The sequence below is a fragment of the Enterobacter cloacae complex sp. IR5418 genome (assembly GCF_049238105.1).
Lineage (GTDB): Bacteria > Pseudomonadota > Gammaproteobacteria > Enterobacterales > Enterobacteriaceae > Enterobacter > Enterobacter hormaechei.
On record NZ_JBMKHS010000023.1, the window covers coordinates 45,313 to 72,303 of the forward strand.

Consider the following 26,991-nt stretch of genomic DNA (forward strand, 5'->3'; position numbering starts at 1 on the left):
GACAGCTCGGTGCGGTCTTTTTCCCTCTCCCCTTTGGGGAGAGGGTCAGGGTGAGGGGGTAACCCAAATTCCTGTGCTATGATTCATCCAGGAAAAAAATAACAACAGAATGAATCACATGAACAAACTTGACGCCTTTATCCAGCACGCAGTCAGCTCTGTCCCCGTCAGCGGAACATCACTTATCTCCTCGCTGTATGGCGACGCGCTTTCCCATCGCGGCGGCGAGATCTGGCTTGGCAGCCTGGCGGCCCTGCTGGAAGGAATGGGATTCGGCGAACGCTTTGTGCGCACCGCGCTGTTTCGCCTCAACAAAGAGGGCTGGCTGGACGTGTCCCGCATTGGCCGCCGCAGCTTTTACCGCCTCAGCGATAAGGGGCTGCGTTTGACACGCCGCGCGGAAAATAAAATCTACCGGGCGGAACTGCCTGCGTGGGATGGTAAATGGCTACTGCTGCTCTCCGAAGGGCTGGATAAAACCACGCTCGCTGATGTTAAAAAACAGCTCATCTGGCAAGGCTTCGGCACGCTGGCACCGAGCCTGATGGCTTCGCCGTCGCAAAACCTGGCGGACGTGCAGTCTCTGCTGCATGACGCGGGCGTGGCGGAAAACGTCATCTTTTTTGAAGCCCATTCGCCGCTGGCCTTGTCACGCGCGGCGTTGCGATCCCGCGTGGAAGAGTGCTGGCAGCTCACGGAACAAAACGCGATGTACGAAACGTTTATCAACTCGTTCCGTCCGCTGCTGCCGCTGCTGAAAGAGGCGTCGCCCGAGGATTTGACCCCGGAACGCTGCTTCCAGATCCAGCTGTTACTCATTCACTTTTATCGTCGCGTGGTGCTGAAAGATCCGCTGTTGCCGGAGGAGTTACTCCCTGCGCACTGGGCGGGGCAGAACGCGCGACAGCTGTGCATAAATATCTACCAGCGCGTGGCGGCGGGTGCCCTTGCGTTTGTCAGCGAGAAGGGAGAAACCTCCGTGGGCGAACTGCCCGCTCCCGGCACGCTTTACCACCAGCGCTTTGGTGGTCTGAATATCACATGAGGAGAAGGTATGCCTGTTTATCAAATTGATGGTCTGACCCCGGTCGTGCCTGAAGAGAGCTATGTTCACCCGACCGCGGTGCTGATTGGCGACGTGATCCTCGGTAAAGGGGTTTACGTCGGCCCCAACGCCAGCCTGCGCGGTGATTTTGGCCGGATCGTGGTGAAAGACGGCGCGAACATTCAGGATAACTGCGTGATGCACGGTTTTCCGGAGCAGGACACGGTGGTGGAAGAGGACGGGCATATCGGCCACAGCGCGATCCTCCACGGCTGCATTATTCGCCGTAATGCGCTGGTGGGGATGAATGCGGTGGTGATGGATGGGGCGACGATCGGCGAAAACAGCATTGTCGGAGCGGCGGCGTTTGTGAAGGCCAAAGCGGAGATGCCAGCGAATCACTTAATTCTGGGCAGTCCGGCGAAAGCGATTCGTGAACTGAGTGCGCAGGAAATCGAGTGGAAAAAGCAGGGTACGCGGGAGTATCAGGTGCTGGTGGATCGCTGTAAGCAGACGCTGCATCAGGTGGAACCGCTGCGGGAAGAAGAGCCGGATCGCAAACGGCTGGTCTTCGATGAGAATTTACGGCCAAAGTCGGCTGGCCGGGATAAATAATCGTTTTTCACCCCTTAATATTGTATGGCTTGAGGAATAACTGACGGGCGGAAAAATATATCTTCTGCGTAGTAGTGTGAATTTAAACATGACAAAACTGTCATTACAGGGAGATTTTGTTACCCTATGGCAGCTCACGCCTCTTATTCAGAGAGGTTAATCAGTTATGGAACACACTATATGAGTGAAAACGAAACTATCCCAAAGCAGTCCAAAAGCCAGATTAACAAAGCGGTATTTTACACATCTGCTTTGTTAATTTTCCTTCTTGTCGCCTTCGCGGCGATTTTCCCGGACGTTGCCGATAAAAATTTTAAGTTACTGCAACAGCAAATATTCACTAACGCCAGCTGGTTTTACATTCTTGCCGTCGCATTGATATTACTGAGCGTGACGTTCCTCGGCTTATCCCGTTACGGTGATATTAAACTCGGGCCTGACCATTCCCAGCCTGATTTCAGCTACCACTCCTGGTTCGCCATGCTGTTTTCCGCGGGGATGGGGATCGGCCTGATGTTCTTTGGCGTGGCGGAACCGGTCATGCACTACCTCTCCCCGCCGGTGGGCACGCCTGAAACGGTCGCGGCGGCCAAAGAGGCCATGCGGCTGACCTTCTTCCACTGGGGGCTGCACGCGTGGGCCATCTACGCCATTGTTGCGCTGATCCTGGCGTTCTTCAGTTATCGCCACGGCCTGCCTTTGACGCTTCGCTCGGCGCTTTATCCCATTATCGGTGACCGTATTCACGGACCAATAGGCCATGCGGTGGATATCTTTGCGGTGATCGGGACCGTTTTTGGCGTCGCGACCTCACTGGGCTACGGCGTGTTGCAGGTCAATGCCGGGCTGAATCACCTTTTCGGCGTGCCTATTAGTGAAACCGTGCAGGTGATCCTGATTGTGGTGATTACCGGGCTGGCGACGGTGTCCGTCGTCTCCGGCCTGGATAAAGGCATTCGTATTTTATCTGAGCTGAATCTGGGTCTGGCGGTACTGCTGCTGGCGCTGGTGCTGTGCCTGGGGCCAACCGTGCTGCTGCTGAAATCGTTTGTGGAAAATACCGGTGGCTATCTCTCTGAGCTGGTGAGCAAGACCTTCAACCTGTATGCGTATGAACCGAAATCAAGCAACTGGCTGGGGGGCTGGACGCTGCTGTACTGGGGCTGGTGGCTGTCCTGGTCGCCGTTCGTCGGGATGTTTATCGCCCGCGTCTCGCGCGGCAGAACCATCCGTGAGTTTGTAACCGGCGTGCTGTTTGTCCCGGCTGGCTTCACCCTGATGTGGATGACGGTCTTTGGTAACAGCGCCATCTACCTCATTATGAATGAGGGGGCCGCCGATCTGGCGAACACCGTCCAGCAGGACGTGGCGCTGGCATTGTTCAATTTCCTTGAGCATTTCCCGTTCTCATCGGTACTGTCATTTATCGCTATGGCGATGGTCATTGTCTTCTTTGTGACCTCCGCCGACTCCGGCGCGATGGTGGTGGATACGCTTGCGTCCGGTGGCGAAGCCAATACCCCCGTCTGGCAGCGCATCTTCTGGGCCGCGCTGATGGGCGTGGTGGCTATCGCGCTGCTGCTCGCAGGCGGGCTGAGCGCACTGCAAACCGTAACCATCGCCAGTGCGCTACCGTTCTCCGTGATCCTGCTGATCTCTATCTATGGCCTGCTGAAGGCGCTGCGGCGTGATTTGACCAAACGCGAGAGCCTGAGCATGGCCAACATCGCGCCGACGGCGGCCCGTAATCCGATTCCATGGCAGCGCAGATTGCGCAACATTGCCTATTTGCCGAAGCGGTCCCTGGTGAAACGCTTTATGGATGAGGTCATCCGACAGGCGATGGTGCTGGTGCAGGAGGAGCTGAACAAGCAGGGAACCCAGAGCCATATCAGCGATGCGTCAGACGATCGTATCCGCCTGGAAGTGGATTTAGGCAATGAGCTGAACTTCATTTATGAAGTCAGGCTGCGCGGCTACAACTCGCCGACTTTTGCGCTGGCGGCCATAGAGAATGACGAAAACCAGGCAGAACAGCACAGATACTACCGGGCTGAAGTCTATCTTAAAGAAGGTGGACAGAATTACGATGTTATGGGCTGGAACCAGGAGCAGTTAATTAACGATATTCTGGATCAGTACGAAAAACATCTGCACTTCCTGCATCTGGTGCGTTAAACCTCACTGTCGGTAAGCCCCTGAAGCATCTGCTTCAGGGGACACCGTGCCCGCCTTATTCCCGCATCGCCAGCGCGCTGGCGCTTGCCGGATCGAACAGCGAAATACTCTCGATCTGATCCAGCATGATCACTTTGCGAAAATCCATGGCGCTTTTAGGCTCTGAATCAAGCGTGATGTCATGTTCGGCGTACCATTTGCTGTAGTTATGTTCGATACAGAGCTGCATGCTCTTCCCGTCACGGTAGCCGCTCAGCATCGGAATAAGCACGATATTGGCCGTTTTTTCATACTCCAGCGTGGCGGTATGGATCATGCCAATATAAATCCGTCGCGATTTCAGCGTGACGTGCGCCAGTTCTCCTTCTTCCATGCACTGATAGAGCAGTTGTTCAATACCGCTCGATTGCGCCAGCCGCTTGTACAATTTTTTCCGGCCTTCACCGTCCAGCCGCGCGCTTCCGGCCCAGTTCGAGCGGTAGAGACAAAACAGGATCGCAAAGGCCAGCATTACCACCACCGGGGCCTGAATACCCAAAAAGCTCCAGTTCATAAAATCAATTTGCCAGTCGGCATATTTTGCAGACGTGAAGTGGAACGTGTTATCGGCGGCAGAGAGAGCGAACAGCAGCAGCCACAGCAGGCCGGTGGCGATCACCCCCTGAAGGACGAAAATACAGCCATACAGCGCCACAAGGAAATAGACGTCCCAGCCGAAGGAACGCTTAATTTTGAACCGTGTTGAGAGGTCGCGGCTGGTGTACCAGTAGCCACAGACCATCAATACCATGAATATTGCCGTTCCCATTTCAGGCCCTCTTCAGCGCGTTGACATGGCGCAGAAAGTCCCGCCGCACCTCGTTACTTTTGTAGTTAACCGAGGCACTTCCATCCTGGTCGATGATAATCCGATCGCCATCCTCTACGGCTTCGATAATCTCCTGGTGACTCATAACCTGTAGCAAGGATTCCGGGCTGGAAAAGAGCGCCATCAGTAAATTTTTCATCGCGTGACATCCTTATGAATTAAAAGGATAAGTCTGGAAGATAAATGGCACCTTTGCCTTAAGGTTATCCCTAAAAAATAGCGGCACAGGGGTGCTAAACCCTTTTTGACTGAAAAAGAGACGATGAGTGACTCTTTTAACATGTTGAATAAAAACAGAAATAAAAAATATCTTTGCACAAACTTGGACAAATAACGTTAATTGTGTAAGTTTAAATTATGCGATTCCGCTACGTTGTTTATAGCCAGGATGTGACCCATGAGCACGTTGCCGTCCGTTATCAGTCGGTTCGTTGATTACTACGCCACGCTGGATACCCAGCCCCCCTCGGCGCTGGCGGAGATTTATCGCGCCGATGCCACGCTTATCGATCCCTTTGGCGAACACAACGGGATGTTCGCGATACAGCGCTATTTCACCCACCTGCTGGCTAACGTCCAGCACTGTCGCTTTACCGTTGATGCACCGTTGCAGCAGGGCGATCGCTTTGTTGTCACCTGGATGATGCACTGGTCGCACCCGCGTATTGCCCGGGGAGCGATGCGACAACTGCTGGGCTGCTCCGTGGTAGACATGCGCGACGATCGCATTGTTCGCCAGCGCGACTACTACGACGCCGGAGAGATGATTTACGAACATCTTCCGGTTCTCGGCTGGGCCGTGCGCGGCGTTAAGCGGAGAGTGCAATCATGAAAACGGTTCTGATTACCGGCGCAAGCTCGGGCATAGGGGCGGGGCTGGCGAAATCTTTTGCCGACGATGGCTACCGGGTGATTGCCTGCGGGCGCGATGCGCAACGTCTTGCAGCCCTGCATCAGCACAGTCCCCACATCACGGTGCGCCTGTTCGATATGACAGACAGGGACGCCTGTCGCCAGGCGCTGGCGGACTGTGCTGCCGATACGGTGATCCTCTGCGCCGGGACCTGCGAGTATCTCGATCGCGGCGCGGTAGACGCGGCGCTGGTGGCGCGGGTGATGACCACCAATTTCATCGGCCCGGTAAACTGCCTTGCGGCGTTGCAGCCGCAGCTGGTATCCGGCAATCGTGTGGTGCTGGTCAGTTCGATGGCGCACTGGCTTCACTTCCCGCGAGCCGAAGCCTATGGCGCCTCCAAAGCGGCGTTAACCTGGTTTGCCGACACGCTGCGTCTCGACTGGGAACCGAAAGGGATTGCCGTCACGGTCGTTTCACCCGGTTTCGTTGACACGCCGCTGACCCGCAAAAACGATTTCCCGATGCCGGGCAGGGTCAGCGTAGAGCACGCCGTTCACGCCATTCGTCGCGGTCTGGCGAAAGGGAAGGATCACATCGCGTTTCCCGCCGGGTTTAGCCTGGCGCTGCGCCTGCTTTGGTTCTTTCAAGACGGTAAAGAGTTTTCTGTAACTCGTGACAATAATATTTCGAATAAAGCGGCAATTTTTCGTTGTTACCCTGTATGTGGTTACCATGCAAAGCATGGCAATTTGGCATCCAAATTGATTTAAGTTAAGTGGACTTTTGATAATATGCCTGCAATACCAATATAGTTCATGAGGGATTATGGCTACTGGATTTTTTCTGTATCACCTGGATAAAACCACTTGTGGTGGACGTATTCTCTCGGGTGCACCCGATGACACTTACGAGATTGGTGGTGTGGTACGTCAGCAGGTTCGGGAAGGCGACCCGGTGACCTGCGGGAAGCATAAGGGGCGTTTCCGCGTCTGTGGCGGCATGGGAGATACCTATTCGGTGAACGGTGCCCCAAAAGAGTGGGCGGGTTCGCTGGACAGTTTCAGCTCCTGCCCCTGCCGGGCCCGGTTCGTTCCTACAGTATTTTCACACACTTATGAAAGTGATTGTAATGCCAGTCGCGTGGCAGAGCGGGCAAGGGAGGCAGATAAGAAAGCCCTGATAGCCCAGCAAGATATAATGCCCACAAATAGTCTGCCGGGAGCCGCTGCTGCTTCTGCGGCAGTACTGGTATTTGCTAAATCAGTACTTCGCGGTACTGGCAATACTGATGCGGGAACAGCAGACGAGCCACAAACTAACATTGGGGAAATGAGTTTCTTTCAGTCCAGACCCTCACAGCCAGCCCCTGAGCCAGCACAGCACGCACAGGCCGCGAAGAAGAAAACTTCACCTCCACCACCTCCACCACCAGAACCGCCGAAGAAAAAATCACTATTCGATAAAGTGACAGGTTTCTTCTTTGGTGAAGCTGAAGCAATGCCACTTCACCCGCCTCCGGTTGTTATGGGCGGTTCAGCTGAAGCCGGAATGGCAGCTGCGGCAGGAGGGGCTACAGCAAAAGCGAATCAGGACGCAGCCAAAGCCCTGACGCATACCATGAAGCACCTTTCAGGCCCGGAAGTCTTGAGCGGTTCGATTGCGATGAATTTGCCGTTTGTTTTGATGGGGGTGATTGTTCAGTCAAAACTCAAGGGTGAAAAGAGCGATTTGCTGACACATGAAAAGTTACTGGAAGTCGCTCACAGTAAGGGAACCGTACCAACCCGCGTACGCTATAACTGGATTACCGATGATGAAACCGGGCGATTAAAAGCCGTTGGCTATCATACCAGCCCGGAGAGCGCGCGTGATCAGGTGAAAGTCAGGCTGATGGAAAAGCGATTTGACGGGAAATATCGTTTTTGGGGTGATGGACCGGGTGGAAAGGTACAGATAACATGGACACCTGCCGACGCTCCGGGTAATACAAATGCTGGCGGGTGGCATACGGGTAATGAAGGGCAAAGTGCTGGGACGGTGACGATTCCGGGGCTTGAGAATCCCGATATTCAGGGCGTAACTATCACCACAACGCCAGTACCGGAAGAGAAGGATTTTCGGGATTACATTCTGGTGTTTCCGGGGAACATACATCCACCGATTTACATTTACCTCAGCAAGCCCCCGGTACAACTGCTGGAGGTTAATCTATACAGCAACTTTACAGGTAGACCGCGCAATGGTACTCACGCAGACCATATGCCATCGGCAGCCGCAGTGAGAGCATTCTTGCGACGTCAATTTCCTGATGCAAAACCCTCTGAAATTGACAGCATGGCGAAGGATGTAGCAGCAGTCATTATTCCAGCCGAAATCCACCAGAAGTTAAGTGTTACTTATGGCGGTAGGAATAATCCGGTACAAATCGAGCAGGATTCAAAAAACTTAAGAGCAGCATTAGAACGAGACATTGAAACAATAAGACCTGCTCTAAAAGAACGTGGCTTAACTGATGGTCAGATTGATGAAGCCAAAGCTAAGATGCACCAACTGAATCAAGGACAAGGGTTATATTAATGAGCGTAAATGTTGAAAATTTAATCAATAGCTTAGGTAAAACGTATCAGGAAATTTTTGATACGGGGCTTATTCCTTACAAGACGAAACCTACAGGTTATCCGGGAGATCCAGACCTTACTTTAAGTATGATGAATGAAGGCATTTATCTTGCTTTTAAACGAGAAGGTGTAATTCTCTATTCTATCGAACTTTTTTTGCAAAACTCAAATAAAGCCAATTATCGCTTCCCTAACGAGCTACCATCACCGTTAGAGGCTGAAATGGTACGTTCGTGGGTTCATGCGCAGTTTGGCACCCCTGATAAATTTTTGCCGCCAAGAAAGCGTTTACGCAAAGATGTTGGTTACACAGATCTCTTTACAATTATGGATTTCCACATTCCGATCAGTATGCAGGTCGACTATGATTTGCAGGAACAGGTAAAGGAAGTTGCATTCATCATAACGTCTGAAGTTCGCTGGTAAGCAACCACAGGCGGCCTTATGTAGGCCGCTTTTTCGTCCTCGCTAATGTTACTTGCCTTTAGGTCGCAAAATAATCAAAAGCTAGGTCTCCCGATTTTTGGCAAAAAATCTAAAGGGATCGTTTACTCAGATAAAAGTTCAGTCAGTTTTTTTGTGCACGCTTTAAAATTTCGTTCACCTGATCCGCTTCATTCCCGCTGACAAAATGCCGTGTACTCAGATCTCAGTACCAAACTTTCCACTAACTGGCGCTACAGCATGAACGTGAAGGCGGACGGTAAAACCTGGCTGCTGCACTTTGATGACTGGATGTATTTGCAGGACAGCACCCGTCTGTTCAATAAAACCGAAATGAAAAAATTTGGCGTCACCGTCGCCACGGTGACGCTATTCTTTACCCGCAAAGACGGAGGTTAATCGCCTTCGGGCCGGGGTTTACTGCTGGAGTAGATGAAGAACAGAGCAATACTCAGGCAGACCACGGTCCCCAGACGGCTCATTGAAAACGGAATGGCTTCATTATTCAGCCAGCCAAAGTTATCAATCAGCATGCTCATGGCCAGCTGGCCCAGGATCACCGCGACCGTAGCAACGGCGGTGCCGATACGCTGCACCGCGAGCACCATAATCACGATATAGGGTACGCCGCACAGGGCGCCGAGAAGCTGCCATTTGGGCACATCCATCAGGCTGACCGCCTGTTTCGGCTCAAAGAAGAAGATGAGCAGGGCGGTCACCAGCGCGCCGACGGAAAAGGTCAGAAATGCGCTTTTGAATACCCCCACGTTGCCGCCTAATTGCCCGTTAATGGCAGCCTGAATGCTCAGCGTTGCGCCGCCAATCACGGCCAGAATAATCATCATCACTGTCATAACGTTACCCCTGCGCCACGAGAATCAGCGCGGCAATGATAAATCCCAGCGCAATAATGCGTTTTGTATCGATCCTGCGGTGCGGCGTACCGAGCAGGCCATAGTGGTCAATAATCAGGCTTTTAAAAACCTGACCGGCCAGAATGCCGATCATCGTCATGGCAATACCGATCGCCGGGGTGGCAATGGTAAGAATGATGACGTAAACCGGGCCGAGCACGCCGCCCAGCAGGTGCCATGACGGTTGCGCAAAGAATGAGGGGCTGTTGCGGGGGCTGAAAAACAGCATCAGCAGAAACGTCAGCCCCGTCCCCACGCTGAATATGCTGAACGCCGCCCAAAGGTCACCCACCTCCGCGCCCAGCGGCCCCAGCAGCCCGGCTTCCACGGACAGCCCCATGCCGCCAGCAATCACCAGTAAAATTAAAATGATGTGCATAATGCTTTTTCTCCTTTTTCCAGGCGGAGAAGATTACGTCTGAACATCATTGAGAAAAATGCCATAATGCAGGAAACACCTGTGCAGGAAATGCATTAATGATGGATGCCGGACATATCAGCATTCGCGCGCTGCTGATCTTCATCGACGTTTATGAAACGCAGAATTTCTCCGTGGTTGCGCGGCGGGAAGGGATCTCCGCGTCGCAGGTTTCCCGCGTGATCCACCAGCTTGAGGACGCCCTCGGGCAGCAGCTTTTCTACCGCAACACGCGGGCGATAATTCCTACAGAGAGCGGGCATCTTTTTGTGCGCTATGCCCGGGCGATGGCCGGGAATCTGGAGGATGCGCGACGCGAGCTGGATGAACGCGCCCGCGAGCCGTCGGGCATGCTGCGTATCAATGGCCCGGTCTTTTTTGGACAAAGGCATATCGCGCCGGGCCTGCCCGGACTTCTGGCGCGTTATCCTCGACTCTCTGTTGAACTGACCCTCACCGACGATTTTATCGATCCGCACCGCGACGCGGCGGACGTTATCTTTCGCATCGGCGCGCTGACGGACTCCTCGTTTCACGCCCGGGTGTTCGGGCAGCAGTTCTATCATCTGGCGGCCTCGCCGGACTATCTGCAAAAACATGGCGCGCCCGAGGGGCCGGACGATCTCAGCCGTCACCACTGTCTGGTTTACCGCGGCTCGTCCGGGCCTAACCGCTGGCTGATCCGGCAGCCGGGCGAGGCATGGGTTCACTATCCCGTCGTACCGCTGATGACTTCCAATAACGCAGAAACGCTCCTGATTGCGGCATTGGGCGGCATGGGCATTGTCCTTTTTCCGGACTGGATGGTGAGCGAACGGCTCAAAAGCGGTGAGCTGGTGGCGTTGCTGCCGGAGAGGGAGTGTTCAATCAATACGGAGCCATTGACGATTGCGGCGATTTACCCGAACGCGCGTCATCCGCCCCTGAACGTCAGGGCGGTGATTGACTACTATATGGAGCGGTTCGGTACGCCGCTGTACTGGCAAACCTGAGGATTAACGGGCAAGCTCGCGACGGATAATCTCCGCCCCGGCGCTTAGCGCCTTCAGCTTACCGTTGGCAACCTGGCGGGAGAGGGGAGCCATGCCGCAGTTGGTTGACGGATATAGCTTGTCTGCATCAACAAACTGCAATGCCTTGCGCAGCGTTTCGGCGACCTCTTCCGGCGTCTCGATGGTCTGGGTGGCGACGTCAATTGCGCCGACCATCACTTTTTTACCGCGGATCAGCTCAAGCAGATCCATTGGCACGCGCGAGTTGTGGCACTCCAGCGAGATGATATCGATCTTTGAGGTCTGCAACTTAGGAAACGCCTCTTCATACTGGCGCCACTCGGAGCCGAGCGTCTTTTTCCAGTCCGTATTGGCTTTAATACCGTACCCGTAGCAGATGTGTACCGCGGTTTCGCATTTCAGCCCTTCAATGGCGCGCTCCAGCGCGGCGATCCCCCAGTCGTTCACCTCGTCGAAAAAGACGTTAAAGGCCGGTTCATCGAACTGAATAATGTCAACGCCTGCCGCCTCCAGCTCGCGGGCTTCCTGATTGAGAATTTTTGCGAACTCCCAGGCCAGCTTTTCACGGCTTTTATAGTGGGCATCGTATAGCGTATCGATCATGGTCATCGGGCCAGGCAGCGCCCACTTGATCGGCTTATCCGTCAGCTGGCGCAGGTATTTCGCGTCGTCCACGAACACCGGCTTCTGACGCGCCACCGCGTCCACTACCGTCGGTACGCTTGCATCGTAGCGGTTACGGATGCGTACCGTCTGACGGTTCTCAAAATCCACGCCGCTGAGATGTTCAATAAAGGTGGTGACGAAATGCTGGCGGGTTTGTTCCCCGTCGCTGACGATATCAATCCTGGCGCGGATCTGTTCGTCCAGAGACAAACGCAGCGCATCCTGTTTTCCCGCCAGCAGTTCGTCGTCCTGTAATTTCCACGGCGACCACAGCGTTTCCGGCTGCGCAAGCCAGGTGGGTTTCGGCAGGCTGCCAGCCGTCGATGTCGGGAGCAATGTTTTCATAAGAAGAAACCTTTTATCCGTATTAAATTAAAGCGTGAAGTGATGGGACCACTGCTCAAGAAGGGCTTTATAAGGTTTGATAAACCGCTCTTCGGTATATTTACCCTGTTCAATGGCCAGCCGACTGCGCTCTTCACGGTCATAGACGATTTTTGTTAATGAGTGATCCTGCTGATTCAGGTCGGGCTGATAACACTGTCCCGCAGCGGAATTGGCATTATAAATTTCCGGGCGATAGATCTTCTGGAACGTCTCCATGGTGCTGATGGTGCCGATCAATTCCAGATTGGTGTAATCGCGCAGTAAATCGCCGGTGAAGAAGAAGGCAAACGGCGCGACGCTGTTTTCCGGCATGAAGTAGCGAACTTTCAGGCCCATCTTCGCGAAGTACTGTTCAGTTAGCGACTCGCCGTCCGGCTGGTATTCAAAGCCCAGCACCGGGTGGTGGTTACCGGTACGGCGGTAGGTGTCTTTGCTGGAGACGCTCAGGCAAATCATCGGCGCTTTTTTAAAGTTCGCCTGATATTCCGCAGAATGAATAAAGCTTTTAAAGATATTCCCGTGTAGCTCACCAAAATTTTCGGGGAGGGTGAAGCGGGGCCGATCTTTATTATGCTCCAGCAGCAGAACGCTGAAATCATAGTCACGGACATACGATGAAAAGTTATTCCCGACGATGCCTTCAATGCGCTCGTGGGTCTTTTTATCGACGATCGTCGTTTGCAGAATTTCGATGGCCGGGAAAGTAAAATCGCCGCCAATATTCATATCAACTGAAATAATCTCCAGCTCGACGGCATAGCGGTCGGCTTTTGGGTTATCCCAGCTCGCCAGCGCGTTAAAGCGATTGTTGATCATCACCAGCGTATTGCGCAGGTTCTCCTGACGCTTCTCCCCGCGCGCCAGGTTAGCGAAGTTGGTGGTGGTACGCGTATTTTCTGACGGGTTATAATTTTCATCGAAGCAACTGCGCTTAAGGGTAAATGTGAAAGCCTGACTCATTTGGTTATGCATCCTAAGTTCATGTTGCCGGAACGTTATCAATGCATAATTTATGCCTGAGCGACTGGCGCAGGGGAAGTGACTTAATTTCACTGCAACATGAGGGTTCTTCATGCGCGGCCCGTTCAGGTATAATCCCCCGAAATTTCCAACCGGTTTAAAACGATCATGACAAAACTCACCCTACAAGAGCAGATGCTGAAAGCGGGCTTAGTCAGCAGCAAGAAAGTGGCGAAGGTGCAGCGCACGGCAAAGAAATCGCGCGTACAGGCGCGTGAGGCCCGTGAAGCGGTAGAAGAGAACAAGAAGGCGCAGCTTGAGCGCGACAGGCAGCTAAGCGAACAGCAGAAGCAGGCGGTACTGGCGAAAGAGTTTAAAGCGCAGGTGAAGCAGCTGATTGAGATGAACCGCATCACCGTGGCAAAAGGCAACATCACCTTTAACTTTACCGACGGCAACCTGATCAAAAAAATCGAGGTCGATAAGCAGACCCAGACGCAGCTGATCAACGGTCGTCTGGCGATTGCCCGTCTGGTGATTAACGCCCAGGGCGACTGCGAGTACGCAATTATTCCGGCGGTGGTGGCAGATAAGATTGCCCAGCGCGATGCGGACAGCATTGTCCTTAACAGCGCACTGAGTCAGGAAGAGCAGGACGAAGACGATCCGTATGCAGATTTCAAAATCCCTGACGATTTAATGTGGTAAACCCCGCTCAGAATGGCGCGGCGTGACGGATGTTCATCGTCTCGCCGCTCACCGGATGAATAAAATGCAATTCGCTTGCATGCAGCATCAGCCGGGGCGTATCTTCAGCGCCCGGCCATTCCAGACCACCATAAAGATCGCATCCCAGAATAGGATGGCCTAACTGCTGGCAGTGAATGCGCAGCTGGTGGGTGCGTCCGGTCTCCGGGGTAAGCGCTACCCGCGTCAACGGCCCTGTCGTATCCTGGTCTATTCGTTCCATCACCCGATAGCGGGAACGCGCGGGTTTACCGGTGTGGGCACAGATTGTCATCAGCGGAAACAGCGCCGGATCTTTGGCAATCGGCGCATCCACGATCCCTTCGTCCTGTTCCACACGCCCGCACAACAGGGCGGTGTAAACCTTGTTCACGGCGCGCTGGCTGAACTGGTGGCAAAGCGCGGCGTTAATCGCTTTGTTGCGCGCAATGACCATCAGCCCCGAAGTGCCAAAATCAAGACGATGCACCAGCGTGCAGCCGGGAAAGGTTTGAACCAGACGGTAGTGAACGGAATCGAGGTTTTGCGGATTTTTCCCCGACAGGCTGAGCAGACCGGAAGGTTTGTTGATCAGCAGCAGATGTTCGTCCTGCCAGAGGATCTCAATGTCGTCGTGACAGGGTGGAGCGATAAACGTATCAATAATGACAGACATCAGGCCGCCGGGCTGGAAAGGGGGTGCGGATGATAACGAAATACGGGGAAAAGAAAAACCCTCCCACCGGGCGGTGAGAGGGAGAGATCTTACGCTGCGACCAGGCTGTCGATAGCGGCTTTCGCGTCGGTCTGTGCTTTGGTGGCCACTTCCGGGCCGTAAGCGATACCTTCAGCGAACACGAAGTTCACGTCGGTAATGCCGATGAAGCCCAGGAACAGCGTCATGTACGGTGCAACCAGGTCGGTTGGGGTATCTTTGTGAATACCGCCGCGGCTGGTCAGGACGATAGCGCGTTTACCTTTTACCAGACCTTCCGGGCCGTTCTCGGTGTAACGGAAGGTCACGCCAGCGCGGGCGACCAGGTCGAAGTAGTTCTTCAGCTGGGTAGGAATGTTGAAGTTGTACATTGGCGCGTTGATGACGATAACGTCGTGCGCCTGCAATTCAGCAATCAGCTCGTCGGAGAGCGCCAGGGCTTCCTGCTGACGTGGGGAAAGCGGCGCATCGCTCGGACGCAGCGCGCCAACCAGCTCGCCATCCAGCACAGGGACTGGGTTTGCCGCCAGATCACGCACGGTGATTTCATCCGCGGTATGCTGTTCACGCCACTGTTCAACGAAATAGTCGGACAGCTGACCAGACTGTGAGTACCCTGCCAGAATACTGGATTTCAACACTAATACTTTGCTCATGGGAAATTCCTGTTTTGTATTTGATTGAAGGGGGTTGCCCCGTTGCTTGTTGACACTTTATTCACAATCCTGCCACAGGGATAGCGCAATATATCGAAGCCTATGTTCGAATTTTTTGAATAAGGCGCGAAAAGCGCTGATGTGGTACTCTATAGCAATCATTAAAAAGAGATTTTATCCGGCAGTGCACTGCCCGTTAACGCTATGACAGAACAACAAAAATTGACCTTCCCGATGCTGATGCAAAAGCTTGATTCGCTGATGCTGCGCGACAGACAGCGGTTTGCGCGCCGTCTGCACGGCGTGAAGAAGGTTAAAAATCCTGATGCACAACAGGCCATTTACCAGGAGATGGCCAAAGAGATTGAACAGGCGGCAGGTAAAGTTGTGCTGCGAGAAGCCGCACGCCCGGCGATTACCTACCCGGAAAACCTGCCCGTCAGCCAGAAAAAGCAGGACATTCTTGAAGCCGTGCGCGACCACCAGGTGGTGATCGTTGCAGGGGAAACCGGTTCAGGTAAAACCACCCAGCTTCCGAAAATCTGCATGGAGCTGGGCCGCGGGGTGAAAGGGCTGATCGGCCACACCCAGCCGCGTCGTCTGGCGGCGCGTACCGTGGCGAACCGTATTGCCGACGAGCTGCAAACGGAGCCGGGCGGCTGCATCGGTTACAAGGTGCGTTTCAGCGATCACGTCAGCGACAACACCATGGTTAAGCTGATGACCGACGGTATTCTGCTGGCGGAAATCCAGCAGGATCGTCTGCTGATGCAGTACGACACCATTATCATCGATGAAGCGCACGAGCGCAGTTTGAACATCGACTTCCTGCTCGGCTACCTGAAAGAGCTTTTGCCGCGGCGTCCGGATCTGAAAATCATCATCACCTCCGCGACCATCGACCCGGAGCGCTTCTCAAAACATTTTAACAATGCGCCGATCATTGAAGTTTCAGGCCGAACCTACCCGGTTGAAGTGCGCTATCGCCCGATTGTGGAAGAGGCGGACGATACCGAGCGCGACCAGCTTCAGGCCATCTTCGATGCCGTCGACGAACTGGGCAACGAGAGTGCTGGCGACATTCTGATCTTCATGAGCGGCGAGCGCGAGATCCGGGATACCGCCGATGCGCTCAGCAAGCGCGATCTGCGCCACACCGAGATCCTGCCGCTGTACGCGCGCCTGTCGAACAGCGAGCAGAACCGCGTGTTCCAGCCGCACAGCGGGCGCCGCATCGTGCTGGCGACCAACGTGGCCGAAACCTCGCTGACCGTACCGGGTATTAAATACGTGATTGACCCGGGTACGGCGCGCATCAGCCGCTACAGCTACCGCACCAAAGTCCAGCGCCTGCCGATCGAGCCGGTTTCCCAGGCGTCGGCTAATCAGCGTAAGGGTCGCTGCGGCCGCGTGTCGGAAGGGATCTGTATTCGTCTCTATTCGGAAGACGATTTCCTGTCGCGCCCGGAGTTTACCGACCCGGAAATTCTGCGTACCAACCTGGCATCCGTTATCCTGCAAATGACCGCGCTGGGGCTGGGCGATATCGCCGCCTTCCCGTTTGTGGAAGCGCCGGACAAACGCAATATTCAGGACGGGGTGCGCCTGCTGGAAGAGCTGGGGGCCATCACCACCGACGCGCAGGCGACGGCCTACAAGCTAACGCCATTGGGCCGCCAGCTTAGCCAGTTGCCGGTCGACCCGCGTCTGGCGCGCATGGTGCTGGAGGCGCAAAAGCACGGCTGCGTGCGTGAGGCGATGATCATCACCTCGGCGCTCTCCATTCAGGATCCGCGCGAGCGCCCGATGGACAAACAGCAGGCGTCGGATGAAAAACACCGCCGCTTCCACGATAAAGAGTCCGATTTCCTTGCCTTTGTGAACCTGTGGAACTACCTCGGCGAGCAGCAAAAAGCGCTCTCGTCGAACCAGTTCCGCCGTCAGTGCCGGGTGGATTTCCTCAACTACCTGCGCGTGCGCGAGTGGCAGGATATCTACACCCAGCTGCGTCAGGTGGTGAAAGAGCTGGGCATTCCGGTGAACAGCGAACCGGCGGAGTACCGCGAAATTCATATCGCCTTGCTGACCGGCCTGCTGTCCCATATCGGGATGAAGGATGCGGATAAGCAGGAATATACCGGCGCACGTAATGCGCGTTTCTCCATCTTCCCGGGTTCCGGCTTGTTCAAAAAGCCGCCGAAGTGGACGATGGTCGCGGAGCTGGTGGAAACCAGCCGCCTGTGGGGACGCATTGCCGCGCGTATTGACCCCGAATGGGTTGAACCGGTGGCGCAGCACCTGCTGAAACGCTCGTACAGCGAGCCGCACTGGGAGCGCGGGCAGGGCGCGGTGATGGCGACGGAAAAAGTGACCGTCTACGGCCTGCCGGTGGTTGCTGCGCGTAAGGTTAACTACAGCCAGATTGACCCGGCGCTTAGCCGCGAGCTGTTTATCCGCCACGCGCTGGTGGAAGGTGACTGGCAGACGCGCCACGCCTTCTTCCGTGAAAACCTGAAGCTGCGCGCTGAAGTGGAAGAGCTTGAGCACAAGTCCCGCCGTCGCGACATTCTGGTGGACGACGAGACGCTGTTTGAGTTTTACGACCAGCGCATCAGCCACGATGTGGTCTCCGCGCGCCATTTCGACAGCTGGTGGAAGAAAGTCAGTAAAGAGACCCCGGACCTGCTCAACTTCGAAAAGAACATGTTGATTAAAGAGGGTGCGGAGTCGGTCAGTAAGCTCGACTACCCGAACTTCTGGCATCAGGGTAACCTCAAGCTGCGTCTGACCTATCAGTTTGAGCCGGGCGCGGATGCCGATGGTGTGACGGTGCACATTCCGCTGCCACTGCTAAACCAGGTGGATGAGAGCGGGTTTGAGTGGCAGATCCCTGGCCTGCGCCGCGAGCTGGTCATTGCATTAATCAAATCCCTGCCTAAACCGGTGCGGCGTAACTTTGTGCCAGCGCCGAACTACGCCGAAGCGTTTTTAGGCCGCGTCACGCCGCTGGAGCTGCCGCTGCTGGATGCGCTTGAGCGGGAGTTCCGACGCATGACCGGCACCACCATTGACCGCGACGACTGGAACTGGGATCAGGTGCCCGATCACCTGAAAATCACATTCCGCGTGGTGGACGATAAAAACAAAAAGCTGCTTGAGGGCCGCTCTCTGACGGCACTGAAAGAGGCGCTGAAAGGTAAAGTCCAGGAGACGCTCTCTGCGGTGGCGGACGACGGCATTGAGCAGAGCGGGCTGCACATCTGGAGCTTTGGTCAGCTTCCCGAAAGCTACGAGCAGAAGCGCGGCAACTATAAGGTCAAAGCCTGGCCTGCGCTGGTGGATGAGCGCGACAGCGTGGCGATTAAGCTCTTTGACAATCCGCAGGAGCAACAGCAGATGATGTGGCGCGGGCTGCGTCGACTGCTTCTGCTCAATATCCCGTCGCCGATTAAATATCTGCACGAGAAGCTGCCGAACAAAGCCAAGCTGGGGCTGTACTTTAACCCGTACGGTAAAGTGCTGGATCTGATCGACGACTGCATCTCCTGCGGCGTGGATAAGCTGATCCACGAGGCGGGCGGCCCGGTCTGGTCAGAAGAGGGCTTTGCTCGGCTTCATGAAAAGGTGCGCGCGGAGCTGAACGACACCGTGGTAGAGATTGCCAAACAGGTCGAGCAGATCCTCACCGCCGTGTTCAATATCAACAAGCGCCTGAAGGGGCGGGTGGATATGACCATGGCGCTGGGGCTGTCGGACGTGAAGGCGCAGATGGCGGGGCTGGTGTATCGCGGCTTTGTCACCGGCAACGGCTTCAAGCGTCTGGGGGATACGCTGCGTTATTTGCAGGCGATTGAGAAACGTCTGGAGAAAATGGCGGTGGATCCACACCGCGATCGCGCGCAGATGCTGAAGGTCGAAAACGTGCAGCAGGCGTGGCAGCAGTGGCTGAACAAGCTGCCTCCGGCGCGTCGTGATGATGACGACGTGCGGGAGATCCGCTGGATGATCGAGGAGCTGCGCGTCAGCTTCTTTGCTCAGCAGCTTGGCACGCCGTACCCGATTTCGGACAAGCGTATTTTGCAGGCAATGGAGCAGATTTCCGCCTAAAACCTTCGCCCGGTGGCGCTGCGCTTACCGGGCCTACGCGAGAATATGGAGAACATGTAGGCCGGGTAAGGCGTAGCCGCCACCCGGCTTTGATTTACCCGTTCACCATCGCCAACGTAAACCCATCCCATCCCTTAATGCCCACCGTTTGCAGCGCGGTGGCGGTTAAACGCGGGTTATCTCCAGTCATCTCGATAAACTTCCGTACTCCCTGTACGCGCGCATCGTCACTTTGCCCGTTAATCACCTCGCCGTCGCGCACCACGTTGTCGCCGATAATGACCGTGCCGGGGCGGGCGTAGTGCAGCGCCCACTCCAGGTAACCGGGATTGTTAGGCTTATCGGCATCAATAAAGATCAGGTCGAAGGGCGGGACCTCACCAAAATTCTCGAGCGACTTTAGCGCCGGGCCTTCAATCAGTTCAATACGATCGCTGAGTCCTGCAAGGTGAATGTTCTGGCGTGCAACCGCGGCATGTGTCGGGTCCGCTTCAAGCGTAATCAGCTTTCCGTCCGGTGGCAGGGCGCGCGCCATCCAGATTGAGCTATACGCACCCAGCGTGCCAATCTCCAGAATTCGACGCGCCTGTGTCATGCGGACAAACAGCGCCAGCAGTTGCCCCTGATTAGCGGCAACATCGTGCTCGGGTAAACCGGCGCGTTTGTTGTTATCCAGGATCTTCGAGAGAACCTCATCCTCAGGAATAAGCGAAGAAATCATGTAATTATCTACTGAACACCACTGCGGTTGCATAGATTGTCTCCTCGGGGGGCGAAATGTAGGCCGGGTAAGGCGTAGCCGCCACCCGGCATGTCTTCAGGCACTGATCCAACCGCCGCCCAGCGCTTTATACAAATCAATTTGCGCCAGCAGCAGGTTATTTTTCACCTGTACCACGCTGGTCTGCACCGAGAACAGCGTACGCTGCGCATCAAGCACATCCAGATAAGAAGAGTACCCGTTGCGGTAGCGGTTTTGCGCAATCCGCAGCGTCTCCTGCGCGACCTCCTGCTGTGCCAGCAGCTCGGTTAGCTGTTCCTGATAGCGGGTGATGGCATCAAGGCTGTCATTCACCTCGGCAAATGCGTTACGCACGGTTTTTTCGTAGCTGTACAGCGCCTGATTCCGCTGGGACTGGGAGATATCTACCTGCGCATTGAGCGCCTGACGGTTCAGCAGCGGCGCAAGAATACTGCCGCCCACGCTCCAGAGCTGGAGAGGGTTATCCAGCAATCCCGACAGCGTGCGATCCTGCACCGATCCCGTGGCCGTAAGGTTGATCGACGGCAGCAGGCTGGCGCGCGAGACCGCCAGCGTCGCGTCCGCCGCAATCAGCTGACGTTCAGCCTGGACGATATCCGGACGCCGGTTCAGTAACGTCGACGGTAGCTGGGAGGGCAGTTTCAGCGGCGTCAGGGCGTCGAAGCTTTCACCGCGCGCAACCTCACCCGGGTTGCTGCCCAGCAGCAGGCTAAGCGCATTCTCCTGCTGCGCAATCTGGTGCTGAAGCAGTGGAACCTGGGCGCGGGTGGCGCGAAGCTCAGAATCCGATTGCATCAGCTCAAGGCGTGAACTGTATCCCGTCTCAAACTGACGTTTAGCGAGGTTGAACGCCTCTTCACGCGATTTCAGCGTGGAGCGGGTAACGCGAAGCTGTTCGTCAAGCGACAGCAGGGTGACGTACCCGGAAGCGACCGACGATGCGACGGTAAGATCTGCCGCGACGGCGGCGGCCTTTTGTGCTTCCAGCGACGCTTCAGCGGCACGAGAGGTGCTGCGGTTTACCCCCCAGATATCCACGTCGTAGCTGGCGGTCAGGCTGCCTTTGTACAGCGTACCGTATACCGGAAGCCCCGTGGCGGCGGACTGCGAGCGCGCGCGCGTGCCGGTCACGCCCGCATCCAGCGACGGAAACAGGCTGCCGTCGGCGGCGTACACCCGGGCCTGGTACTCATTAATCCGCTCGCGGGCAAGCAGCACGTCGCTGTTATTCTTCAGCGCCAGATCCACATAGCGGTTCAGATTGTTGTCGTGAAAATTCCGCCACCAGAGCTGCTCTGTCGGGCTGGTCGGCCCCGACGCTGCGCGCCACTGGGCCGGAATAAGCAGTGACGATTTGGCTGGCTCAACGTCTACCGACTGGCACCCCGCCAGGGTCGCCATCATCAGCAGGGCGGCTATCGGGCGAAGCGTCATTGTTTCGCCTCCCGCGTGTCGATGGTCACCTGCACCGACATGCCAGGACGCAGTAGCCGGTACGCCTCCGGCTCACCGAGTACCTCAATGCGTACCGGGATACGCTGGGCGATTTTGACAAAGTTGCCCGTGGCGTTATCCGGGGTGATAGCGCTGAACTCCACGCCAGTGGCCGGGGAAATGCTCTCCACGCGCCCCTGATAGGCTTTATCGTTTAAGGCATCCACGGTGAATTTCACCGGCTGCCCGACGCGTAAATTCGCCAGCTGCGTCTCTTTGATGTTGGCGATCACCCAGTGCTGCGGCGGGACCAGCGTGGTCAGGTGCGTTCCGGCGGTGACGTACGCCCCCAGACGCACCGCAATCTGCCCGAGCTGGCCGTCACGCGGGGCGACAATGCGCGTGTTTTGCAGATCGATCTGCGCCAGCTCCAGCGCGGCTTTTGCATTCTCAACATCCGCTTCCAGCGAACCGCGATTGACGATGACCGTCTGTAGATCCTGGCGCGACATCTCAAGCGTCGCTTTCGCCTGGTCGATATCGGCGCTTCCCTGTGCGGCACTCGCCAGCGCCGCATCGCGCTCGCGAATGGAAAGGGAGCCGTCTGCGGTCAGATCCTTCACGCGTTTCAAATCCGCCTGGGTTTTCAGGCTTTGGGCGCGGGCGTTTTTCAGCGCCGCCTCGTTTCTGGCAATTACCGCTTCCGCGCTTTTGCGCTGTTGCAGGTTGTTATTCAGGGCTGCGATTTTCATTGCCAGCTGCGCCTCGGCCTGATGGACGCGCTGGCGGTAGATCCGGTCATCTATCTGCAACAGCAGGTCACCTTTTTTTACCTGCACGAAATCCTGAACATGGACCTCGGTAATGTAGCCGTTCACCTGGGGACTGATAAACGTTGTCTGGCCGCGCACGTAGGCGTTATCGGTGAACTGGGTGTGACGCGTGAACGGGGGCAACTGCCAGGCGTAAAGGATCACCAGCACCCCGACTATTCCGATAGCCGCGGCGGTGAAAATGGACACGACGCGCACATTTTTGCGCGTGTTGGCCTGCTCTTTGGCGGCATCCTGCTGACTCATAACTTCTCCTGAAAATAGATTACTTATTGCCAGTGGCGTTCTTTAGGGCCATACGGGCAGTGATGCGCAGACGCAGCAAGCGCCATAAAATCCAGACCAGCGTGGCAGTGGCAATGCTCGCCGTCAGTAAATAAGTATCGTTGTAAGCCAGAATATTTGCCTCAAGCGTCGTCACCGTCTGAAGTTGGGTAATGGCCTGAATTCCCAGCAGGGAACTGTCACCAATCAGGCTTTTGTACATCTGGGTGTAGAGCTGAATACGTTCGTTCACTAGGGGATTCAGGGTGGTGAGCTGGTCAGCCAGCAGGCTGGAGTGGTACTTCTCGCGCCAGGTCTGGAAGGTGCCGAGGATCGCGGAACCGAGCAGGCCCCCAAGGTTCTGACTCATGCCAAACATCACGGAAAAGCTGACCAGATTGCGCGGATCGGCGATCACCCCGCCAATGGCGGCCAGCATCGCCGGGGCGAGGAAGAACGCGCTGCCGAAGCCCAGCAGGAACTGACTGACCATCAGCTGAGCTGGCCGGGTGAGGTTGTTGGACTGGCTGTCCAGCAGCGAGGCAACAATCATCAGCGCCAGCGAGGTGATAATCGGCCAGGCCAGTTTAGTGGGTTTGATCGTCAGACAGCTGGTGACGATACCGCAGACGATTCCGGCGAAAATAGACCACGCCAGATGGGTCATCTGTTCATTCTGTAGGCCCACATATTGCAGCCAACCGATGACGCCGGTGTTCTGTTCCGCCAGCACGATGCGGATCAGCAGCATAATCAGCCCCAGGCGTACGATGCTGCCGCTGGAGAGCCAGCGGGTATTAAGCAGCGGGTTGCTGCGGTTATGTTCAAACACGATCGCGGAGACAATCAGCACCAGCGAGAGGGACAACGCCCAGCCGATCCACGGCGCTTCAAACCACCAGTCCAGTCGTCCTAACGACAGAACCGCGCACAGCAGCGCCATGCCCGGCGCCAGCAAAAAGAAGGTGATGAAGTCTTTCTTCTCGAAGACCTTGCGCCGATCGCCCGGCGGCAGTTTGAGCACCATCACGCAGGCGAGAGATATCAGGGCCAGACCCAGTTCGAAAAAGTACAGGCCGCGCCACTCATCAAGCTGTAACAGTTCGGTGGAAAACAGCCGCGCCAGCGGGATCGCCAGCGACGATCCGGTTATGCCGATGGTCAGCGCCTTCAGGCGGTGCTTCGCGGGCCAGGCCTGTATCTGGTAATAAATGCCGAGCGAGCTGAGCGCGGCGGCGACCATCCCGTGTGCCGCACGTACCATCAGCGCCGAGCTGAGATCGTTCACAAACAGGTGAAAAAAGGTGACCAGCACATACAGCACCAGGAAGCCTTCGGTAAAGGCGCGCAAACCGTACTGCTGGCGAAACTTCACCAGCAGCAGGTTGATGGAGACGTTGGTCATGACATAGACGGCGGGCAGCCAGGCGATTTCGGTCGACCAGGCGCCGAAGGTGCCTTGCAGGTTTTGCAGATTGGCGGTGACGACCGCGTTACCCAGCGCCCCGGTCAGACACACCAGCAGGCCGACCACGCCATAGGCGATCCGTTTCGACGTCGGGTGTTCCGGGGTGGAAGGGGAACCCAGCAGGGCGGGTTTCTCGTGTGGCTGCCACTCGCGAGGAGCATAAGGGTCGCGTTGAGGCAGGCGCATAGCGTGATTTACCTTTCAAAAAATTGAATTGTGAGCGGGCTAATGATTCTAAGGCTGACGCAAATCATAATTCAAGTGAATACGATTTTCTCATGTTAATCAAATGTGAGTGCTCGTTGAGCGGGGGGCAGCCCGTTTTTTTCAGCCTTCATGCCATAGCATGATGCGCAGAAAGGGGGATAATCGAAGGCTCTGTATGCTGTAAGGAGGTAACGATGACAATGGCACTTTTCCCCTGTCTGCCTGGCACAACCCTCGACGCCGTGAATACCGTCGGGGCGTGGCTTGCTCAGGACGACTATCAGGACAACCAGCCCGTTGATCTGGTGATTCTGGCGGGTAACGCGGTGATCCCCGCGATTGATGCTGCCTGTAAAATCGCAGCTGAACAGGGTACTCCTCTGATCATCAGCGGCGGGATCGGTCACTCGACGACCTTCCTCTACGCCGCGATTGCGAAACACCCCCGCTACAACAGGATACCCACCACCGGGCGTGCTGAAGCGGCGATTCTGGCCGACATCGCCCGTGAGTTCTGGAACATTCCGGCTGAGCGTCTTCACGTTGAGGATCAGTCGACCAACTGTGGTGAGAATGCCCGCTTCAGCCGGGCGTTGATGAAACAATCCGGACTGAACGCCAGCCGGGTGCTGGTGGCCCAGGACCCGACGATGCAGCGTCGCACAATGGCTACGTTTGCCCGCGTATGCCGCGACGAGAACGACTCGCCCGCATGGGTGAGTCATCCCGGCCTGACACCCGTGCTGCAAAACAGCGACGACGGTCTGGTCTTTCGCGGCCCGGCCGAGGGGTTATGGCCGGTAGAGCGCTACCTGTCGCTGGTGCTGGGTGAACTTCCGCGACTCAGGGACGACATCAACGGCTACGGTCCGGCGGGCCGTGACTTTATCGCCCATGTTGATATTCCTGCCGACGTGGACGCCGCGTGGCAGATCTTGCGAAACGACGTCATTCTCACCGACGCGCTGGTGAGCCGTTCTCTGCTGTAATGCTCTGCCCGTTTGCGCCATCTTTTACGCAAACGGGCATCTTATGTTGCCGATTTGTGATTTTTAAAGCGGGCTGACCCGTTTCTTTTATGATATATCTCACAAAAACAGCCTCATAGAGTAGGCAATTGCCCCGGTAATTATAGTTTTTAACAATAAGTTTACTTGTTAAAAACAGTGTAATTACAGGAGCAGGTTATGACAGTACCCGTACAACATCCTATGTATATTGATGGACAGTTTGTTGCCTGGCAGGGTGATGCATGGATTGACGTGATCAATCCGGCCACGGAAGAGGTCATTTCCCGTATTCCCGACGGCACCGCCGAAGATGCCCGCAAAGCGATTGACGCAGCAGAGCGCGCGCAGGCTGGCTGGGAGGCGCTGCCTGCCATTGAGCGCGCCAGCTGGCTGCGCAAAATTTCCGCTGGCATCCGCGAGCGCGTCAGTGAAATCAGCGCGCTGATTGTGGCCGAAGGCGGCAAGATCCAGCAGCTGGCGGAAGTGGAAGTGAACTTTACCGCTGACTATATCGACTATATGGCCGAGTGGGCGCGCCGGTATGAAGGGGAAATCATTCAGAGCGACCGTCCGGGCGAGAGTATTCTGGTGTTTAAGCGCGCTCTCGGCGTCACTACCGGCATTCTGCCGTGGAACTTTCCCTTCTTCCTGATTGCCCGTAAGCTCGCCCCCGCGCTGATTACCGGTAACACCATCGTTATCAAACCGAGCGAATTTACCCCCAATAACGCCATTGCGTTTGCCAAAATCGTCGATGAAATTGGCCTGCCGAAAGGCGTCTTCAACCTGGTGCTGGGCCGCGGCGAAACCGTCGGGCAGGAACTGGCCGGGAACCCGAAGGTGGCGATGGTGAGCATGACCGGCAGCGTCGGGGCGGGTGAGAAGATTATGGCTGCGGCTGCGAAAAACATCACCAAAGTGGGGCTGGAGCTGGGCGGTAAAGCTCCGGCAATCGTGCTGGACGATGCCGACCTCGAGCTGGCGGTGAAGGCGATTGTCGATTCACGCGTCATCAATACCGGACAGGTCTGCAACTGTGCGGAACGTGTCTATGTCCAGAAGGGGATCTATGACCGCTTTGTGAATCGCCTGGGCGAGGCAATGAAAGCCGTTCAGTTTGGTAATCCGGCTGAACGAACGGATATTGCCATGGGGCCGCTGATCAACGCCGCCGCGCTGGAGCGGGTGGAGCAGAAGGTGGCGCGCGCGGTGCAGGAGGGGGCCAAAGTGGTCCTTGGCGGTAAAGCCGCAGAAGGCAAAGGGTATTTTTATCCGCCAACGCTGCTGCTGGACGTGCGTCAGGATATGGCCATCATGCACGAAGAGACCTTCGGCCCGGTGCTGCCCGTGGTGGTTTTCGACACGCTGGAAGAGGCACTGAATATGGCCAACGACAGCGACTACGGTTTAACCTCGTCTGTTTATACGCAGGATCTGAATATCGCCATGAAAGCCATTAAAGGGCTTAAATTCGGCGAGACATATATTAACCGTGAGAATTTTGAAGCGATGCAGGGCTTCCATGCGGGATGGCGTAAATCCGGTATTGGCGGGGCAGATGGTAAGCACGGTCTGAATGAATATTTGCAGACGCAGGTGGTGTATTTACAGGCGTAAAAAAAATCGGGCCTTAACCGGCCCGATTTGAATCAAATATAGCGATTACAGGTATACCAGGGACAGAGTAGCCTGACCGTCGAGCTGAGTGTCGTCGGTGATGGCCAGAGTCGCGGTATCACGAATCACCAGGTTAGAAACAAAGTTAAAACGACTTTGTTGAATAAATCGAACTTTTGCTGAGTTGAAGGATCAGATCACGCATCTTC

The 26,991-nt window shown here is 55.7% G+C and carries 23 protein-coding genes and 2 pseudogenes; 13 read left to right on the top strand and 12 right to left on the bottom strand.

The features are described 5' to 3' along the window. Positions 1–109 precede the first annotated feature (109 nt). The 3 genes from paaX to ACOTX7_RS17000 all read left to right on the top strand — a co-directional run bounded on the left by paaX (position 110) and on the right by ACOTX7_RS17000 (position 3,838). Positions 110–1,045, top strand: coding sequence for a phenylacetic acid degradation operon negative regulatory protein PaaX (paaX, locus tag ACOTX7_RS16990; protein WP_047354727.1), 936 nt, complete (start codon positions 110–112; stop codon positions 1,043–1,045). Positions 1,046–1,054: 9 nt separating this feature from the next. Beyond that, positions 1,055–1,660 carry a phenylacetic acid degradation protein PaaY gene (gene paaY / locus ACOTX7_RS16995; protein WP_221255937.1) on the top strand — a complete coding sequence of 202 codons (606 nt, stop codon included), beginning with the start codon at positions 1,055–1,057 and terminating at the stop codon, positions 1,658–1,660. 180 nt (positions 1,661–1,840) lie between these two features. After that, a complete protein-coding gene (locus tag ACOTX7_RS17000; protein ID WP_006810542.1) occupies positions 1,841–3,838 on the top strand; it encodes a BCCT family transporter in 1,998 nt (665 codons plus the stop codon). Between the two features lie 55 nt (positions 3,839–3,893). On the opposite strand, the gene ACOTX7_RS17005 is transcribed toward ACOTX7_RS17000, so the two are convergent. Beyond that, positions 3,894–4,646 (bottom strand): hypothetical protein, encoded by a 753-nt coding sequence (locus ACOTX7_RS17005; protein ID WP_006810543.1) that lies wholly within the window; start codon positions 4,644–4,646, stop codon positions 3,894–3,896. Position 4,647: 1 nt separating this feature from the next. After that, positions 4,648–4,845, bottom strand: a complete 198-nt coding sequence (locus ACOTX7_RS17010) for a hypothetical protein (protein WP_006810544.1) — start codon at positions 4,843–4,845, stop codon at positions 4,648–4,650. Positions 4,846–5,103: 258 nt separating this feature from the next. Here ACOTX7_RS17010 and ACOTX7_RS17015 point away from each other — a divergent pair, with 258 nt between their 5' ends. The 5 genes and pseudogenes from ACOTX7_RS17015 to ACOTX7_RS17035 all read left to right on the top strand — a co-directional run. Then, positions 5,104–5,538 (top strand): nuclear transport factor 2 family protein, encoded by a 435-nt coding sequence (locus ACOTX7_RS17015; protein WP_221255938.1) that lies wholly within the window; start codon positions 5,104–5,106, stop codon positions 5,536–5,538. Further along, a pseudogene (locus ACOTX7_RS17020) lies at positions 5,535–6,197 on the top strand (SDR family NAD(P)-dependent oxidoreductase); the annotation flags it as partial. The gene ACOTX7_RS17015 and the pseudogene ACOTX7_RS17020, both read left to right, overlap by 4 nt. A gap of 190 nt (positions 6,198–6,387) precedes the next feature. After that, positions 6,388–8,139 carry an S-type pyocin domain-containing protein gene (locus ACOTX7_RS17025; protein ID WP_221813601.1) on the top strand — a complete coding sequence of 584 codons (1,752 nt, stop codon included), beginning with the start codon at positions 6,388–6,390 and terminating at the stop codon, positions 8,137–8,139. Continuing rightward, complete coding sequence (locus ACOTX7_RS17030) at positions 8,139–8,606, top strand: DUF6392 family protein (RefSeq protein WP_221813602.1); 468 nt, start codon at positions 8,139–8,141, stop codon at positions 8,604–8,606. Before ACOTX7_RS17025 ends, ACOTX7_RS17030 begins: the two co-directional genes overlap by 1 nt. A gap of 243 nt (positions 8,607–8,849) precedes the next feature. Beyond that, positions 8,850–9,023, top strand: a pseudogene (locus ACOTX7_RS17035) (DUF3833 family protein); the annotation flags it as partial. On the opposite strand, the gene ACOTX7_RS17040 reads toward ACOTX7_RS17035, so the two are convergent. Together ACOTX7_RS17040 and ACOTX7_RS17045 are read right to left on the bottom strand one after the other, a co-directional pair. Further along, positions 9,020–9,478, bottom strand: a complete 459-nt coding sequence (locus ACOTX7_RS17040) for a DMT family transporter (RefSeq protein WP_221255939.1) — start codon at positions 9,476–9,478, stop codon at positions 9,020–9,022. The pseudogene ACOTX7_RS17035 and the gene ACOTX7_RS17040 overlap by 4 nt on opposite strands. 4 nt (positions 9,479–9,482) lie before the next feature. Then, complete coding sequence (locus ACOTX7_RS17045) at positions 9,483–9,917, bottom strand: DMT family transporter (protein ID WP_003857304.1); 435 nt, start codon at positions 9,915–9,917, stop codon at positions 9,483–9,485. A gap of 98 nt (positions 9,918–10,015) precedes the next feature. On the opposite strand from ACOTX7_RS17045, the gene ACOTX7_RS17050 reads away from it, so the two are divergent. After that, a complete protein-coding gene (locus tag ACOTX7_RS17050; RefSeq protein WP_221255940.1) occupies positions 10,016–10,948 on the top strand; it encodes a LysR family transcriptional regulator in 933 nt (310 codons plus the stop codon). Between the two features lie 3 nt (positions 10,949–10,951). On the opposite strand, the gene ACOTX7_RS17055 is transcribed toward ACOTX7_RS17050, so the two are convergent. Together ACOTX7_RS17055 and ACOTX7_RS17060 are read right to left on the bottom strand one after the other, a co-directional pair. Beyond that, positions 10,952–11,980 carry a methionine synthase gene (locus ACOTX7_RS17055; RefSeq protein WP_221255941.1) on the bottom strand — a complete coding sequence of 343 codons (1,029 nt, stop codon included), beginning with the start codon at positions 11,978–11,980 and terminating at the stop codon, positions 10,952–10,954. A 27-nt stretch (positions 11,981–12,007) separates the two neighbouring features. After that, the gene (locus ACOTX7_RS17060; RefSeq protein WP_221255942.1) at positions 12,008–12,982 is read right to left on the bottom strand and encodes a DUF1852 domain-containing protein; all 975 of its coding nucleotides are present in this window, start codon (positions 12,980–12,982) and stop codon (positions 12,008–12,010) included. Positions 12,983–13,150: 168 nt separating this feature from the next. Here ACOTX7_RS17060 and ACOTX7_RS17065 point away from each other — a divergent pair, with 168 nt between their 5' ends. After that, positions 13,151–13,690: a DUF2058 domain-containing protein gene (locus tag ACOTX7_RS17065; protein WP_006810557.1), complete on the top strand. Its 540-nt coding sequence runs from the start codon at positions 13,151–13,153 to the stop codon at positions 13,688–13,690. A gap of 7 nt (positions 13,691–13,697) precedes the next feature. Here the strand turns inward: ACOTX7_RS17065 and ACOTX7_RS17070 are convergent, their stop codons facing one another. Together ACOTX7_RS17070 and azoR are read right to left on the bottom strand one after the other, a co-directional pair. Then, positions 13,698–14,384, bottom strand: coding sequence for an RluA family pseudouridine synthase (locus ACOTX7_RS17070; protein ID WP_221255943.1), 687 nt, complete (start codon positions 14,382–14,384; stop codon positions 13,698–13,700). An 89-nt stretch (positions 14,385–14,473) separates the two neighbouring features. Further along, positions 14,474–15,079, bottom strand: coding sequence for an FMN-dependent NADH-azoreductase (gene azoR / locus ACOTX7_RS17075; RefSeq protein ID WP_047354739.1), 606 nt, complete (start codon positions 15,077–15,079; stop codon positions 14,474–14,476). A gap of 204 nt (positions 15,080–15,283) precedes the next feature. Here azoR and hrpA point away from each other — a divergent pair, with 204 nt between their 5' ends. Next, the gene (gene hrpA, locus ACOTX7_RS17080) at positions 15,284–19,186 is read left to right on the top strand and encodes an ATP-dependent RNA helicase HrpA (protein ID WP_221255944.1); all 3,903 of its coding nucleotides are present in this window, start codon (positions 15,284–15,286) and stop codon (positions 19,184–19,186) included. A 94-nt stretch (positions 19,187–19,280) separates the two neighbouring features. Here hrpA and ACOTX7_RS17085 read toward each other — a convergent pair whose 3' ends face one another. From ACOTX7_RS17085 to ACOTX7_RS17100, 4 genes are all read right to left on the bottom strand, one after another. Next, a complete protein-coding gene (locus ACOTX7_RS17085) occupies positions 19,281–19,940 on the bottom strand; it encodes an O-methyltransferase (RefSeq protein ID WP_221813603.1) in 660 nt (219 codons plus the stop codon). Between the two features lie 63 nt (positions 19,941–20,003). Continuing rightward, positions 20,004–21,383 (bottom strand): efflux transporter outer membrane subunit, encoded by a 1,380-nt coding sequence (locus ACOTX7_RS17090; RefSeq protein WP_221255945.1) that lies wholly within the window; start codon positions 21,381–21,383, stop codon positions 20,004–20,006. After that, the gene (locus ACOTX7_RS17095; protein ID WP_221255946.1) at positions 21,380–22,462 is read right to left on the bottom strand and encodes an HlyD family secretion protein; all 1,083 of its coding nucleotides are present in this window, start codon (positions 22,460–22,462) and stop codon (positions 21,380–21,382) included. Before ACOTX7_RS17095 ends, ACOTX7_RS17090 begins: the two co-directional genes overlap by 4 nt. Before the next feature lie 19 nt (positions 22,463–22,481). Next, positions 22,482–24,134, bottom strand: coding sequence for an MFS transporter (locus ACOTX7_RS17100; protein WP_407045033.1), 1,653 nt, complete (start codon positions 24,132–24,134; stop codon positions 22,482–22,484). 215 nt (positions 24,135–24,349) lie between these two features. Here ACOTX7_RS17100 and ACOTX7_RS17105 point away from each other — a divergent pair, with 215 nt between their 5' ends. Together ACOTX7_RS17105 and aldA are read left to right on the top strand one after the other, a co-directional pair. Beyond that, a complete protein-coding gene (locus tag ACOTX7_RS17105; RefSeq protein WP_221255947.1) occupies positions 24,350–25,144 on the top strand; it encodes a YdcF family protein in 795 nt (264 codons plus the stop codon). A 198-nt stretch (positions 25,145–25,342) separates the two neighbouring features. After that, complete coding sequence (aldA, locus tag ACOTX7_RS17110) at positions 25,343–26,782, top strand: aldehyde dehydrogenase (RefSeq protein WP_006810566.1); 1,440 nt, start codon at positions 25,343–25,345, stop codon at positions 26,780–26,782. Positions 26,783–26,991: the final 209 nt, after the last annotated feature.

Coding starts and splice junctions, on each gene's coding strand:
- azoR (WP_047354739.1), bottom strand. CDS start 15,079: ATGAGCAAAGTATTAGTGTTGAAATCCAGTATTCTGGCAGGGTACTCA.
- ACOTX7_RS17010 (WP_006810544.1), bottom strand. CDS start 4,845: ATGAAAAATTTACTGATGGCGCTCTTTTCCAGCCCGGAATCCTTGCTA.
- ACOTX7_RS17050 (WP_221255940.1), top strand. CDS start 10,016: ATGATGGATGCCGGACATATCAGCATTCGCGCGCTGCTGATCTTCATC.
- ACOTX7_RS17015 (WP_221255938.1), top strand. CDS start 5,104: ATGAGCACGTTGCCGTCCGTTATCAGTCGGTTCGTTGATTACTACGCC.
- ACOTX7_RS17070 (WP_221255943.1), bottom strand. CDS start 14,384: ATGTCTGTCATTATTGATACGTTTATCGCTCCACCCTGTCACGACGAC.
- ACOTX7_RS17000 (WP_006810542.1), top strand. CDS start 1,841: ATGAGTGAAAACGAAACTATCCCAAAGCAGTCCAAAAGCCAGATTAAC.
- ACOTX7_RS17005 (WP_006810543.1), bottom strand. CDS start 4,646: ATGGGAACGGCAATATTCATGGTATTGATGGTCTGTGGCTACTGGTAC.
- ACOTX7_RS17065 (WP_006810557.1), top strand. CDS start 13,151: ATGACAAAACTCACCCTACAAGAGCAGATGCTGAAAGCGGGCTTAGTC.
- paaX (WP_047354727.1), top strand. CDS start 110: ATGAATCACATGAACAAACTTGACGCCTTTATCCAGCACGCAGTCAGC.
- ACOTX7_RS17100 (WP_407045033.1), bottom strand. CDS start 24,134: ATGCGCCTGCCTCAACGCGACCCTTATGCTCCTCGCGAGTGGCAGCCA.
- ACOTX7_RS17040 (WP_221255939.1), bottom strand. CDS start 9,478: ATGACAGTGATGATGATTATTCTGGCCGTGATTGGCGGCGCAACGCTG.
- ACOTX7_RS17060 (WP_221255942.1), bottom strand. CDS start 12,982: ATGAGTCAGGCTTTCACATTTACCCTTAAGCGCAGTTGCTTCGATGAA.
- ACOTX7_RS17085 (WP_221813603.1), bottom strand. CDS start 19,940: ATGCAACCGCAGTGGTGTTCAGTAGATAATTACATGATTTCTTCGCTT.
- aldA (WP_006810566.1), top strand. CDS start 25,343: ATGACAGTACCCGTACAACATCCTATGTATATTGATGGACAGTTTGTT.
- ACOTX7_RS17030 (WP_221813602.1), top strand. CDS start 8,139: ATGAGCGTAAATGTTGAAAATTTAATCAATAGCTTAGGTAAAACGTAT.
- ACOTX7_RS17090 (WP_221255945.1), bottom strand. CDS start 21,383: ATGACGCTTCGCCCGATAGCCGCCCTGCTGATGATGGCGACCCTGGCG.
- ACOTX7_RS17055 (WP_221255941.1), bottom strand. CDS start 11,980: ATGAAAACATTGCTCCCGACATCGACGGCTGGCAGCCTGCCGAAACCC.
- paaY (WP_221255937.1), top strand. CDS start 1,055: ATGCCTGTTTATCAAATTGATGGTCTGACCCCGGTCGTGCCTGAAGAG.
- ACOTX7_RS17025 (WP_221813601.1), top strand. CDS start 6,388: ATGGCTACTGGATTTTTTCTGTATCACCTGGATAAAACCACTTGTGGT.
- ACOTX7_RS17095 (WP_221255946.1), bottom strand. CDS start 22,462: ATGAGTCAGCAGGATGCCGCCAAAGAGCAGGCCAACACGCGCAAAAAT.
- ACOTX7_RS17105 (WP_221255947.1), top strand. CDS start 24,350: ATGACAATGGCACTTTTCCCCTGTCTGCCTGGCACAACCCTCGACGCC.
- ACOTX7_RS17045 (WP_003857304.1), bottom strand. CDS start 9,917: ATGCACATCATTTTAATTTTACTGGTGATTGCTGGCGGCATGGGGCTG.
- hrpA (WP_221255944.1), top strand. CDS start 15,284: ATGACAGAACAACAAAAATTGACCTTCCCGATGCTGATGCAAAAGCTT.